The sequence below is a fragment of the Cedecea selenatireducens genome, assembly GCF_042138895.1.
GTDB lineage: Bacteria > Pseudomonadota > Gammaproteobacteria > Enterobacterales > Enterobacteriaceae > Cedecea > Cedecea selenatireducens.
In genome coordinates, this window is the sequence record NZ_JBHIKW010000006.1 from 248,860 (window position 1) to 262,355 (window position 13,496).

General features: G+C 58.3%; 10 protein-coding genes. 4 read left to right on the top strand and 6 right to left on the bottom strand.

The genetic code is table 11. From position 1 onward, the window contains the following. The first annotated feature begins 39 nt into the window (after positions 1-39). The 3 genes from ycfP (at position 40) to ACE38U_RS12570 (ending at position 2,849) form a co-directional block, all read left to right on the top strand. Positions 40-582: an alpha/beta hydrolase YcfP gene (gene ycfP / locus ACE38U_RS12560; protein WP_176981112.1), complete on the top strand. Its 543-nt coding sequence runs from the start codon at positions 40-42 to the stop codon at positions 580-582. A gap of 214 nt (positions 583-796) precedes the next feature. Continuing rightward, complete coding sequence (locus ACE38U_RS12565) at positions 797-2,101, top strand: NAD(P)/FAD-dependent oxidoreductase (RefSeq protein WP_038473598.1); 1,305 nt, start codon at positions 797-799, stop codon at positions 2,099-2,101. A 211-nt stretch (positions 2,102-2,312) separates the two neighbouring features. Continuing rightward, on the top strand, positions 2,313-2,849 hold the full coding sequence (locus tag ACE38U_RS12570) for a glycine zipper 2TM domain-containing protein (protein WP_071842928.1): 537 nt from the start codon (positions 2,313-2,315) through the stop codon (positions 2,847-2,849). 47 nt (positions 2,850-2,896) lie between these two features. Here ACE38U_RS12570 and ACE38U_RS12575 read toward each other — a convergent pair whose 3' ends face one another. The 6 genes from ACE38U_RS12575 to iucA all read right to left on the bottom strand — a co-directional run bounded on the left by ACE38U_RS12575 (position 2,897) and on the right by iucA (position 12,139). Then, on the bottom strand, positions 2,897-3,916 hold the full coding sequence (locus ACE38U_RS12575; protein WP_176981111.1) for a Gfo/Idh/MocA family oxidoreductase: 1,020 nt from the start codon (positions 3,914-3,916) through the stop codon (positions 2,897-2,899). A gap of 133 nt (positions 3,917-4,049) precedes the next feature. Next, complete coding sequence (gene iutA, locus ACE38U_RS12580) at positions 4,050-6,251, bottom strand: ferric aerobactin receptor IutA (protein WP_038473593.1); 2,202 nt, start codon at positions 6,249-6,251, stop codon at positions 4,050-4,052. A 123-nt stretch (positions 6,252-6,374) separates the two neighbouring features. Beyond that, the gene (iucD, locus tag ACE38U_RS12585) at positions 6,375-7,730 is read right to left on the bottom strand and encodes an NADPH-dependent L-lysine N(6)-monooxygenase (protein WP_038473590.1); all 1,356 of its coding nucleotides are present in this window, start codon (positions 7,728-7,730) and stop codon (positions 6,375-6,377) included. Positions 7,731-7,733: 3 nt separating this feature from the next. Further along, positions 7,734-9,467 (bottom strand): aerobactin synthase IucC, encoded by a 1,734-nt coding sequence (gene iucC / locus ACE38U_RS12590; protein ID WP_176981110.1) that lies wholly within the window; start codon positions 9,465-9,467, stop codon positions 7,734-7,736. Next, positions 9,467-10,414 carry a N(6)-hydroxylysine O-acetyltransferase gene (gene iucB, locus ACE38U_RS12595; protein WP_375529846.1) on the bottom strand — a complete coding sequence of 316 codons (948 nt, stop codon included), beginning with the start codon at positions 10,412-10,414 and terminating at the stop codon, positions 9,467-9,469. Before iucB ends, iucC begins: the two co-directional genes overlap by 1 nt. Further along, positions 10,415-12,139, bottom strand: a complete 1,725-nt coding sequence (iucA, locus tag ACE38U_RS12600) for an aerobactin synthase IucA (RefSeq protein WP_375529863.1) — start codon at positions 12,137-12,139, stop codon at positions 10,415-10,417. Positions 12,140-12,271: 132 nt separating this feature from the next. Between iucA and ACE38U_RS12605 the strand changes: the two genes are divergently transcribed. After that, positions 12,272-13,483, top strand: coding sequence for an MFS transporter (locus ACE38U_RS12605; protein WP_375529847.1), 1,212 nt, complete (start codon positions 12,272-12,274; stop codon positions 13,481-13,483). The last annotated feature ends 13 nt before the right edge of the window (positions 13,484-13,496 follow it).

The window sequence follows — 13,496 nt, forward strand, 5'->3', positions numbered from 1 at the left end:
TTCAGGCCGTGAGGCCTGGTGGTATGCGGTGAGGATGCAATGATTATCTATTTACACGGTTTTGACTCAAACAGTCCCGGTAACCATGAAAAAGTGCTGCAGCTTCAGTTTATCGATCCCGACGTGCGGCTCATCAGCTACAGCACGCTGCATCCGAAGCACGACATGCAGCATCTGCTGAAAGAAGTCGATAAAATGCAGCAGCTTACCGACGACGAACGGCCGCTGATTTGCGGCGTGGGTCTGGGGGGATTCTGGGCGGAACGTATCGGTTTTCTCTGCGATATGCGGCAGGTTATCTTCAACCCGAACCTTTACCCCCATGAAAACATGGAAGGGAAAATCAACAGGCCGGAAGAGTACGCCGATATCACCACCAAGTGCGTGCAGAACTTCCGCGAGAAGAACCGCGATCGCTGCCTGGCTATCCTCTCACGCAACGACGAAGCGCTGGACAACCGGCGCACGGCAGAAGCGCTGCATCCCTATTACGAAATCGTCTGGGACGAGCAGCAGACACATAAGTTCAAAAATATCTCCACGCATTTACAGCGCATTAAAGCCTTTAAAACGTTGGGCTGATTTTTTCCGCGCACTGAAACAGGCCAGCCTCGCGCTGGCCTTTTGTTTATCTTTTCGGCATAAAAATTGATGTATATCAATTTTGGTATGACCAATGCACCCTTCATGTTATTCTCGGTAAAGTTAAGCGTTAAACGTGCAGTAACCCTTTGTTAATTAAAGGCTATTTAGATAACTTTTAATTAACAATTGGTTAATATTTTAGGGGGTCAAGTTGACTACACCATTGAAAAAAATAGTGATTGTCGGCGGTGGGGCTGGTGGTCTGGAGCTGGCGACTCAGCTGGGTAAAAAACTGGGCCGCGGCAAAAAAGCCAAAATCACCCTGGTAGACCGTAACCACAGCCACCTGTGGAAGCCGCTGCTGCATGAAGTGGCAACCGGTTCGCTGGATGAAGGCGTGGATGCGTTGAGCTACCTGGCGCACGCGCGCAACCATAACTTCCAGTTCCAGCTGGGCTCCGTGGTGGACATCAACCGTGAAAGCAAAACGCTGACCATCGCCGAGCTGCGCGATGAGAAGGGCGAGCTGCTGGTGCCAGAGCGTAAGGTGCCTTACGACACGCTGGTGATGGCCCTGGGGAGTACCTCCAACGACTTCAACACCCCTGGCGTAAAAGAAAACTGCATCTTCCTCGACAACCCACACCAGGCGCGTCGCTTCCATTCTGAGATGCTGAACCTGTTCCTGAAGTACTCCTCAAACCTCGGCGCGAGCGGCAAGGTTAACATCGCTATCGTCGGCGGTGGGGCGACCGGGGTTGAGCTGTCCGCTGAACTGCATAACGCCGTTAAGCAGCTGCACAGCTACGGCTACAAAGGGCTGACTAACGAAGCGCTGAACGTCACGCTGGTGGAAGCCGGGGAGCGTATCCTGCCTGCGCTGCCGCCACGTATTTCCGCCGCAGCACACAGCGAACTGACCAAGCTTGGCGTTCGCGTGCTGACGCAAACCATGGTCACCAGCGCCGAAGCGCATGGTCTGAACACCAAAGACGGCGAGTTTATCGAAGCGGACCTGATGGTCTGGGCGGCGGGGATCAAAGCGCCAGACTTTATGAAAGATATCGGCGGCCTTGAGACTAACCGCATTAACCAGCTGGTGGTTGAGCCGACGCTGCAGACCACGCGCGACCCGGATATCTACGCAATCGGCGACTGCGCTTCCTGCGCTCGTCCTGAAGGTGGCTTCGTGCCTCCACGCGCTCAGGCTGCGCACCAGATGGCTTCCCGCGCATTGACCAACATTCTTGCGCAGATGAAAGGCCAGCCGCTCAAAGCCTACAGCTACAAAGATCACGGCTCGCTGGTTTCGCTGTCCAAATTCTCCACCGTCGGCAGCCTGATGGGTAACCTGATGCGCGGCTCGATGATGGTAGAAGGCCGCATCGCCCGCTTCGTGTACATCTCCCTGTACCGTATGCACCAGATTGCGCTGCACGGCTACTTTAAAACCGGCCTGATGATGCTGGTAGGCAGCATCAACCGGGTGATCCGCCCGCGCCTGAAGCTGCACTGAGTTTTTACTCTTTTCAAACCCGGCCACCGCGCCGGGTTTTTTATTGCCGGTAACCAGCATAAAACTCGGCATATTCCTAAGTGGCGGCTCAGAGTTGTCTTAAACACGCCTTGTCGCCACACAATCCCGCACTTTTGATCCGTTGTCTGATTTCTCAAAGCTGTCACCGCAGTGCAAAATTAGGTTAACAACAAGGTCAGGAGGATGTCCTGTGAATAAATCAATGTTAGCGGGTATTGGTATTGGCGTGGCCGCTGCGCTGGGCGTGGCTGCGGTAGCCAGTTTGAACGTGTTTGACCGTGGTCCCCAGTATGCACAGGTGGTGTCTGCGACGCCAATCAAGGAAACGGTAAAAACGCCGCGTCAGGAATGCCGGAATGTGGCCGTGACGCACCGTAAGCCTGTCCAGGATGAGAACCGTATTCTGGGTTCTGCCCTGGGTGCGGTGGCCGGTGGCGTACTGGGTCATCAGTTTGGCGGCGGTCGCGGGAAAGATGTTGCCACGGTCGTCGGTGCGCTGGGCGGCGGTTATGCCGGGAACCAGGTGCAGGGCGCGATGCAGGATGGGGACACTTATACCACCTCCCAGCAGCGCTGTAAGACGGTGTATGACAAGTCAGAGAAAATGCTCGGCTATGACGTCACCTACAAAATCGGCGATCAGCAGGGTAAAATCCGCATGGATAAAGACCCCGGCACCCAGATCCCTCTGGATAGCAAAGGCCAGCTGGTGCTGAACAAAGCCTGATATCCAGCGTTAAAGAAAACCCGCCAGCCACGGCGGGTTTTGCGTTTTTAGTGCTCGCCACGCAGCGTTTGTTGCAACGTCAATAAGGCCCTGACTTCCTGCATTCTGCGGCGGCTTAAGGCGGGTATTGCCTGCGGCGAGCGCTCAAACAGCGTTTTGTCGCCAAAAATAACTTCGCTCAGGCAGCGGTCGTACAGCGGGCCGCTCATGTTCAGCTCGGGTTCATCGTCTATGGTCAGCGTTTCCTCTGTGCCACGGCGGTCGACGGCAATCACGCTGCCATTTTTCAGCACGATATTTATTCCTTTTTGCCCCCCGGCTGGTCCGGCGTATTTGTTCAGTTGCAGTACGCAGGGGACCCCGCCAAGCTGGCCGCGCAGCAGCGCCTGGCCTTCTGCGGTGGTGAAGTCGCCGGGTAAAATACCGTTGCCGAGCCGGTCTTTGGCCAGCAACAATTCAAGCTCCAGCGACTCGTCGGCACCTGCCTGCATCAACGTTTCCCGCATCATCGCCAGCACGTGCGTGCCGATATCCACGATAACGCCGTCCGGGTGGCGCAGCTCGCGAGTATCGGGCTCGCCGGTAGCAAAATTGAGCGCGATGGGCTCTCCGGCGGCATTAAAGCCGCTCGGCTCAAGTAAAAACCCCTCAATACGGTCGATATCTTCCAGGCGCTCAATAAATCGTGCCGCATCGGTTCTCACCATCCAGTGATCCAGGGCGAGAACCCTGGCGGCAACGGCCGGGTCGCTTAGCAGGGCGTCAAGTTCATCAAGCTGCTGTCGCGTGGCCGCGACAGGTTTTTCCACCACCACGGGCACCGGGCTTTGCTGCAGCACGCTTTTAAGCATCGGCAGATGCTGGAGCGAAGAGGTGGTGATAAATACCAGATCCAGCGGCAGGGCCAACAGCTGCGGCAAAGACGGTAACAGCGTAATGGATTCTGAACGGTAGCGTGGCGCGGGATCAAAGCCGTAGCAAACCACATCCCGCCGGGAAAGCCGCTGAATGGCAGGCAGATAAGCCGTTTCTATCACGCTGCCCACGCCAATAAACCCAATTTGCATATCGTCTCCGGTCATAAGAGAGGCTTAAATATCCCTTATTTTTAAAAGACTATTTGGCGCTGGTCGAGGGATAAACTGTTAGGAAGGGTAAGCGAGTGAACTTGCCCGGCAGGCGCCGGGCAAGGGGAGCAGCTTAGAACTTAACGGAGTAGTTCATGCCGAAGGTGCGGCCGCGGCCTTTGTAGTCATACAGTGAAGCAGGGCCATAGCCCGGGCTGTAGTACAGCGGTGCACGCTGGCCCCAGACGGTGGTGTAGTCACGGTCAAAGACGTTTTCTACGCTGAAGCTGAGTTTACCCACCGGAAGATCGTAGCTGCCGAGCAGGTCGACGGTGGTATAGCCGTCTACGCTGTAGCCTGCCGCGTCGCTCACGTTAAAGGAGGTGGTGCTCTGCACGCGAAGGCTCCACGGATCTGGCGCCCAGCCGATGTAGGCAGTCGCTTTCGACGGGCTTGCCACCTTCACGTCATACTTCTGCCAGCTGCCGTTAACCTTAGATTCCGTTTTCAGGACGTTAAAGTTCGCGCCGGTGCTCCAGTTGGTATCCGGAATAAAGTAGTCTACCGCGCCTTCCACGCCGTAAATACGACGCTTGTCGTCCACGACGCTGATGGTCAGGTCTTTATTCGCCAGCACGCTCTTATCGGACAGCGAGTAGTAGGCTGCAATCTGCGTGCGCAGGTTGTCGCCGGTGTAGCGCCAGCCCAGCTCGTAGGAGTCAACCTTCACGCCCTGCAGCTTGCTGGCGTCTACGTTGACGCTGTTGGTCAGCGGCAGATGGCCGTTAACCGCTGCGCCATAGGTGCCGCGGCCGTAGTATTTACCCGGATCCGGCAGCTCTACGCCCTGGGAGAAGTTCAGCCAGGCCTGCTGGCGCTCGGTGATGTGCATCAGCAAACCGGCGTTGAACAGGAAGTTATCGTAGTCGGTGGAGCCGCCAGGGATAGCGTCGGCAGATTTTGCCGTACCGGCCGCAAGTTGCTGCTGCTGCGCGAAGCCGATGAAATCATCAATCTTATTCTCGGTGTACTGGTAGCGCACGCCGCCGCTCAGGGTAAAGATATCGTTGATGTCATAGCTGGACTGCAGGAAGGCGGCCAGGTTGCTGATGTCATACGACGGGTAACGCCCGGTGGTATAAATCTTCTGATTGTTCAGGCCGCCGGAGGCGCTGGCCTGCGCCAGATCGAAGAACATCTGGTTAGAGGTAAAGCGCTCGTGGTCGGCGTCCAGGCCGTAGGTCAGCTGCCAGCCGTCGAGCGGCTTGCTGTTCATCGTCAGCTTCGCGCCGTACTGATTGGTATCCTGCTGGGAAGAAGAAAACGCGGTCGCTTTCTTGTTCGCATTCACCGTCGGGAACGGATAGAACAGCAGCGACTCGTCGCGATAGTAAACCTGGCCCACCAGCTCCTGGCCGAGGAAATCGCTATTGGAATACTGCATGCTGATCAGGTGACGTTCGGTGCCCGGCACACGGTCAGAATTCAGGCCTTTGCTGACGTACGGGCTGCTTGAGCCGCTGATGGCGGAGAAGTTTTTCCCGAGGTTCAGGCCGTAATCATCGTCACCCTTGCTTTTGTAATACTGGGTGACTAACTGCAGCTGCTGGTTTTCGTCGATGTTCAGCGTGCCGGTGCCCATCACGTCCAGGCGGTCGGAATACTGCAGGCCGGTCTGGGTATTATCCAGCAGCGTGGCATCGCCGTTGCCGTCAAACCAGCCGCCAAACTTCTGGTAGGCTACCGACGCACGGCCAGAAATATGGTCGTTACCGCCGGAAATGGCGCTGGCGACGCGTTCATCGTGATCTTTACTGCTGTTAAAGCCGCTCTTGATCCCGGTTTCAAATTCTACCTGGGTATCCTTCTGGCCTTTTTTGGTCACGATGTTGATAAGTCCGCCGGTACTGCCGCCGCCGTAAAGGGCGGTTGCGCCGGAAATAACTTCAATATGATCGATGTTGAACGGATCGATAGAGTCCAGCTGGCGGCTGTCGGTACGGGAAGAGTTGAGGCGTACGCCGTCAACCAGTACTACCAGCGGGCGACCACGGACGTTCATGCCGTAGTTGGTGCGGCTCTGGCTGCTGACGTCAAGGCCGGGGATCAGCTGGGCCAGCGCGTCTTTAAACTCTTTGCCGCCCTGGATCTGCTGCTCCAGTTCGGCCTGTTCAATCACCCAGGTGGTTTGGGCCATTTCGGCGACGGTGCGGTTGCTGCGGTTGGCGGAAACCACCATCGTCTCGTCACTGGTTTGCTGTGCGACTGCCGGCGCCATCATGGCGAGCAGTAACGGGTTAAGCGCCCAAAGCGTTTGCTTTTTGGTTATCATCATTGTTCCTTCACACGGGCTGACAAACATCGGCCCAAATATGCTGTGTCCTCGTTACCCTTCAATCTGTCCCGGTGTTAACGGCAATCCCCCGTCCCGTAGCGGCCTACGTTTCGGGGGATGTGCTCAGTTAGCGCCGGGCTGCATTTCGAATGATTTAGAGGAATAGTGAGTTAAGGAAGCAGCACTGTGCTGCGGTTTTTCCCGGCTGCCGCTGCGCCATTGGATCAGCGCGGGCGGCGTACTGAGATCGAACAAATCACGCCCAAGCGCGCGATTCAGAATTTTGGCGGAGCGCCACGCCATCAGGCTCAGCTGTGGCTCGGCAATCCCGTGGGTTTGCATGCTGGCGTTGACCGCGAAGATGTTATTTCCGGCCGGGCCGTTCCACTCCAGCGTAAAGTCATCGCGCACCTTGAAATTGCACTCGTCGAGCATCGTCATGCGCGGCATCAGCGGCGAAAGCATTTGCGGCAGCGTTGGGCGGTAGCCGGTCGCGAAGATAACCACGTCGCTGTCCAGCGTGTCATAGCCCTTGTCGAGGTGATGTTCCAACAGCAGCTGCCAGCCCTGGCCGCGGCTTTCAAGGCCGGTGACCGAGCGGCTCGGCAGCAGGCGCGCATTGCGTGGCTGGCCGAGCACTTCAAAGCGGTGATAAAGCTCGCGATAGATGGTCAGCAACGAATCGGCGGTAATGCCGTCGGACGTCATTTTCTGCTCATCGAGCATCTTCTGGCGCGCATCTTCATTCAGGCCCACAAAGCCAGAGACGTATTCCGGGGTGAAGTATTCGTTGGCGAACGCGGCTTCATCCAGCGCGTTAAAGTTATTGCGACGTGAGACCCAGTTAACTTCGGCGACTTCGCCCCATGCGCCACGGAATGCGTTAAGGAACAAATCCGCGCCGCTCTGCCCACCGCCGACTACGGTGACGCGTTTACCGGCCAGATTCGGCAGGCGCAGGCTCATTTCGCTGGCGTGGAAGCAGGTCGGCGTGGCGGTTTTTACGCACGGCGGCAGGTGAGGCTGCTTGCCAATGCCGAGGCAAATATTGCGCGCGAGCGTTTCACCCTGGCCGGTCTGTACCACAAACAGCTTGCGCTGCTCGTCGAAATCAATACGTTCAACCGTCTGGTTAAACTTCAGGTTATCCATGCCCTCTGCGGCCCAGCGCAGGTAGTCCGAAAACTCATCGCGCGAAACGGTACGCAGCTCGGTGGTCAGAAAGCGGTAGAATTTTTTACGTTTCACCAGGTAGTTCACAAAGCTGAACGGGCTGGTGGGGGCCACGGCGCTGACCAAATCTTTCAGGAACATGGTCTGCATATGGCAGTCCGGCACCAGCATGCCCGGATGCCACGCAAAGTCAGGGCGGCCGTCAAAGAACTGGCTGCTAAATCCCTCAGCTTCATGAGACAGTGCCGCAATGCTCAGGTTAAACGGGCCGATACCTACGCCAATAAAATCAACAGTGTTTGTCATAATTCAATCCCTGGTTACCAGCCACAGCGGGTTTTGCAAATCCTCGAGGTAATTCGGCAGCATGCGGCTGCCTCCGTCCTGGTCAGGCCAGGTCAGTTTTACCGGGTTCAGCACAACGCGGATGATTTGTGGCTTAAAGAGTGAGAAAAGCGCAAAACGCGCCGACATTTGCGGGTGTTCCTGCATGTAATCACTCAACACTGCTGCCAGCAGCTGATAAAAGCGTCTCTCCGGCACGCCAAGGCGAGCCATGAGCGGCGAAACAAAGCGCAGCACCGTCACGAAATGGCCGGTCTGCAAATCATGAATTAAGTAGTCGGCGCTCAGGCGGGCGGTCACGTCCCGCACTTCCTGAGGCAGGGAGTCCATCTCCGGGAACTCATCCTTCACCAGACGCATATCGCCCTGGAAATCCTTCAGCAGCACGCGCTGCGGCACGCCGTCTTTCATGGCGAGCGTAATATTTTGTCCGTGGGCAATCAGCGCCACGCCGTAGCGGCAGAGCAGGTGGTACAGCGGCACCACCACCACGCGGAACATCTGCGTCAGCCAGGCTTCCGCGTCCAGGCCTGAGCGAGCGATATACGCCCCAATCAGCGGCTGATTGTTTTCGTCGCACTCCATCAGGGTCGCCATCAGGATCGGCGTTTCGTCCGGCTTCAGCCAGCGGCTCGGGTTCTCGCGCCAGATAACGCCCAGCATCTCCTGGTAACGATAGGGGGCCTGAGCAAGCGCGGCGTAGCCTTCATGGGAGACGTAGCCTGCAGCCGGTTCGCCGAGGATAACCGCCCCGGTTTTCACCAGCGTGCTGTCCGTGGTGAACACGTTTTGCAGCCAGCGGGAGGCGAGCGGCCCGGCGGCAATGTACTTGCCCGGAATGCCGCGATAGCAGGAAGTGTTGTAAATCGTCAGCGGCAGCTTGATGTCTAAACCGCCCTGGCGGCTGGCGTTAGTGAGCGTGCGCAGCGACTGCTGGGCCAGCCACTGGTCGCCAAATTCGCCCAGGGAAACCATCTTGCCTTCGGCCAGATCGGCCACAAAGTCGAGAGCGATTTTTTGCTGCCACTGCCACGGATGCACCGGCAGCGGAAGCCAGCCGTCATCCAGGCCGCTGGCCTGCCACGCCTGCGTAAAGCGGGCCAGCTCCTGCTCGTCCATCGCCGCGGCGATGAGCTGCTGGATATCCAGCTCGCTGTCGCAGCGCCAGACCATATGCTCGCGTTTCACCGCCAGCCAGTGCAGGCGGAAGGTATTGGCATACTCGGGCGCATAGCGCTCCAGAGCTTCTTTACCCCAGCCGCGACGCCCTTTGTTAAAGGCAAATTTTGGGTGGCCGCTGAGCAGGCACTGCAGGCGGTCAGCGTCCAGATCGATAAGGTTTTCTGCGCTCATGCCACGGCGCGCGTTCAGCAACTGCAGGTCGCCCAGCAGCGTGGCGTACAGATCCTGCATATGCTCGGCCACGGTGGCGTCGCTCATCGACAGCACCGGCTTGAGCTGCATTAGCAGCGTTTGGGCTAACACAGGCTCATCCGCGCAGCGCAGCGTCTGCGCATCAATCCACAGCCAGCCCCAGATACCGCGCTCGGCGTTAAAATGCCACTCGGCACCGGCTAAGCTGATGCAGTGGCGGTTTTCGCCCAGCGACTCGGCCTGAAAAACCTGCTCGTACTCCAGCTCGGCCAGCATTTTTGCGACCAACTGGCGGTTAACAAAATCCCAATCCTTGCGATTCATTACAGGCCTACCTCGCTAAAGAAGTTGTGGCGATCAGCCATGACCAGGCGCGAGCGCTTATGCGGGAAATCAAACTCTTTGATCGTCGCGTAGCCCGCAGGCTCCAGATGCTTGAACAGGCGCTGATTGTCGGCGCGCGGCTCCAGCACGGTACGCTGCGTGCGCGGCTCGTCCAGCAGCAGGTAGTGGGTCAGCCCGCGCAGCCAGCTTTGCACATAGTGCGCGCCGCGCCACTGCTGCTCGCCCACCAGCAAATGCAGGCCACGATCGAACGGCTGCCACGGATAATGGCGGCCGATGCGGTCTTCTGCCGCCCAGTAAATTTCGAAGTAGCTGAACGGCTGGTCGTCAAAGCAGCCGATCAGCGGGAAAGCGTGTTTGCCGGTCAACTGGCGCGCCAGGTACGCGGTTTGAACCTCCAGCGAGCCGCTTTGCTCCCAGAAATAGTCGACGCGCGGATCGTTCATCCAGCGGGTAAAACGTTCGGCGTCGAGCGCCGGATCGGCTACCCGGAAGCTCAGCGTTTTGCGAACGCGCGGATCGTAACGGCGATAAACCTCGCCCGTCGGCCGAGCGGGGCGGAGCGGGAAATAGATTTCGCGTTCAGCGTCAAACACCATCTCACCGGAAGCCTGATTAGCCGGAGCGCTCAGCCACAGCGGCAGCTGCCAGAAGGTCGCGCGGTGAACAATGTCGCTTTTCAGCAAATCGAACAGCACCAGCGCCTGCGGCTCTTCACGCCATTCGGCGTACGGCAGCACGATGGCTGAAAGCTGAGGCGCGGCAACAAACATCTGATCCAGCGCGTCGCGCAGCCAGCCCGCAGGCAATTCTCCCGGCCAGTGCAATACTGCCCCACCGTCCTGGCCCCAGCTCAGGTTCAGGGGGTTACCCAGTTTTTCGCAGCGCAGCCCGTGGCCGCCGTGCACAATCGTTGCCTGAAACATTCAGCCCTCCTGAGCCTGCAGCGGGTTCACAAAGTCGAAATAAATCACCGAAGGATCGACGATGGTGTTTTCGTTATGGTCGTGCAGATAGCAGAAGAAGTTGCCCTTCACGTTCCAGTGCGGGCTTGCCAGCACGTAGTCGAGGCAGGTTTTATGCGTAACCTCATCGCGTACGGCGCTGAGCGCGCTGCGTACACGGCCCATCAGGTTCACTTCGCTATCCAGACCCGCAGCGCCGAGGGCGGCGGTCACGGCGAACGTGGAGTTCACCAGCAGGTAATAAGGGAAGTAGCGCAGAAGCTGTTCGCGGGTGAAGACGTTCTCAGCCTGCGCTTCGCCAATCATGTCGAGCCAGCCCGCTGCATGCGGCATAAAGGCGCTGCCCTGGCAGTCGCGGTAGATAAGCCCGACCGGCAGATCCTGCTGCATCTCCACCAGAATGTTTTGCTGGTGCGCCAGCAGAACCAGGCCGTAATCCGCTTCGGCGGTAAACAGCGGCTTCAGCACCTGCTGGCAATAAGCTTCGACCCAGGCGTGTGCGGCCTGCTTTGGCGTAATTCCCAGGCGGTTGCTCAGGCGGTTAACCGCGGCAACCAGCAGGGAATCACCGCCGTCGGGAGCTGACTGCGTCAGGGAGACCAGCACGTTAGTCTGGCTCTGCGGCTGCTCAACCAGCAGGTTCTCACGCAGGGCAAACAGGCTTTCTTCCATGATATTGCCGTGCAGATCGCGCAGCCCGGCCCAGCCGTCTTCCTGCATTACGCGGAAGGTCGGGAAGCGGGCCTGCAGCGTCTGCCAGCGGTCAGTTTGTGCCAGGCGCGCCAGGCGCATTCCGCGTTTAACTTCTTTCACCGACAGGGTGCGCACGGAGTTGGTCAGGCGCACGCTCAGGGAGAATTTGATCATGTCGCGACTGGTGGCGCAGTAGAGCGAGCGTGAAGAAGTGGTTGGCAGCCACGGTGCACCCGCTTCGCCCAAATCTTTCACCAGTCCTTTGGCGACCAGCTGCTGGCACCAGTCCTGCTCCAGCAGATAACCTGCCTGCCACGGGTGCAGCGGGAACAGCCATTGATGGTCGCTAAGTTCGCTCAGCAGCTGCGGCGCATTTTCAGCGGCAAAGCGCGTCAGGCGCTGCTGCAAATTGAGATGCAGGCTTTCACCCGCCAGATGGCTTTTATCCACCGCGAACCAGCGCAGCGGGAAGTGTGGAGCAAAATCAGGCAAGTAGCGTTCGGCTTCCTGCTGGTTAAACGGTTCGTGGGATTTCGGCGCGGGGTGGAAGGCGTGTCCCACCAGCAATGCCTGCTCGGCTTCACCAAAGTTCAGGGCTTTTTCGCGCAGCCCGTTCCAGTCATGGCGAGCTTCAATCGCCTGTTGGGTATGCGCATGGCTTTCCATTACGCGCTGATAAAACGCCTCACAGCCGGTGGCCGGCAGCATTTGCTGGTGCTGGAGTTTATCGATAATCAGCTGGGACAGGGTAGCGAAGTCAACCGGCTGGCTGCCGGTGGCATTGACCAGGCGAGCCGGGAATTCAAAGCGGTGATGCTGGGTGGGGGAGAAATAGGCCACTTTGAAGTAGAGGGCCTGTTGTTCACCCAGCGGGATAATGAGTTCGGCGGGCTGGCTGTCGGTCAGTCGCCAGTCGTTGGTTTCGCGAACAAGGGAATTCAGAAAGCACTGTGCGGCCACATCCCAGGCCAGAGTTTTATTTGGCAAAGTCATCATCAAACAGTTTCCACGCGTTATGATAATGCGAATTCTGCCGATAACGTTTCTCATTATCAATAACAATTGTTAGAATCGCTAAAATAAATTTTACAAATACGCACAATCAATCCACGGGTTAGCAACATTGTGACATCTCTTGAACTGGCGGAATCGCCGCAAAAATCCCTTTCCTGCTGGCCACTTGCGCTGAGCGCCGGGCTGCTTGGCGTCGGGCAAAATGGCCTGCTGGTTGCGATCCCGGTGCTGGTGATGCAGACACATTTGAGCCTGTCCGTCTGGGCGGCATTGCTCACGCTCGGATCGATGCTGTTCTTACCGTCCTCGCCGTGGTGGGGAAAACAGATTGCGCGGCTGGGCAGCAAGCCTGTGGTGCTGTGGGCGCTGGCGGGGTACGGCGCAAGCTTTATGCTGCTGGGGCTCGGCAGCCTGCTGCTGGCAACGAATACCGTAACGGGCATCGTCGGGCTGGGCATATTAATTGTGGCGCGGATTATCTACGGCCTGACCGTGTCGGCGATGGTCCCGGCCTGCCAGGTCTGGGCGCTGCAGCGAGCGGGGGAAGGAAAACGCATGGCCGCGCTGGCGACGATTAGCTCCGGGCTAAGCAGTGGCCGCCTGTTCGGGCCGCTTTGCGCCGCCGGCATGCTGGTCGTTCATCCGCTCGCACCGCTGGGGTTGTTGATGGTTGCGCCTCTGCTTGCGCTGGTGATGCTGTTGCGCTTACCGGGCACGCCGCCGCAGCCTGCCGCAGAGCGCAAAAGCGCCAGCCTTCGCCCTGACTGCCTGCCATACTTGCTTTGCGCTTTACTGCTGTCCGCGGCGGTAAGCCTGATGCAGCTGGGGCTTTCTCCGGCGCTCGCCCGCCAGTTTGCAACGGATACGGCGGCCATCAGTCACCAGGTTGCATGGCTGCTTAGCCTGGCGGCGGTGGCCTCGCTCTCCGCGCAGTTTGGCGTTCTCCGCCCGCAGCGCCTGTCGCCAATGGCGCTGCTGTTAAGCGCCGGAGCGCTGATGGTTTGTGGCCTGGCAATGATGATTTCTCTCCAGCTGTGGCTGTTTTACCTCGGCTGTGCGGTGCTGTCGTTCGGGGCCGCGCTGGCGACGCCTGCGTACCAGCTTTTGCTGAACGACAAACTCGCCGACGGAGCCGGGGCGGGCTGGGTGGCTACCAGCCACACGCTCGGCTACGGGCTTTGCGCGATGCTGGTGCCGCTGGTGTCAAAAACCGGGGCCGAGGCAGCGCTGATTACGGTGGCCTTTTTAGCCGCCGTGTTATTTACCGTGGTGTCCGGCGTTATCTGGCGCAGCCGCCACCGTTCACGTCATTCTGCAATTTAAGCGTAAGGAAAAA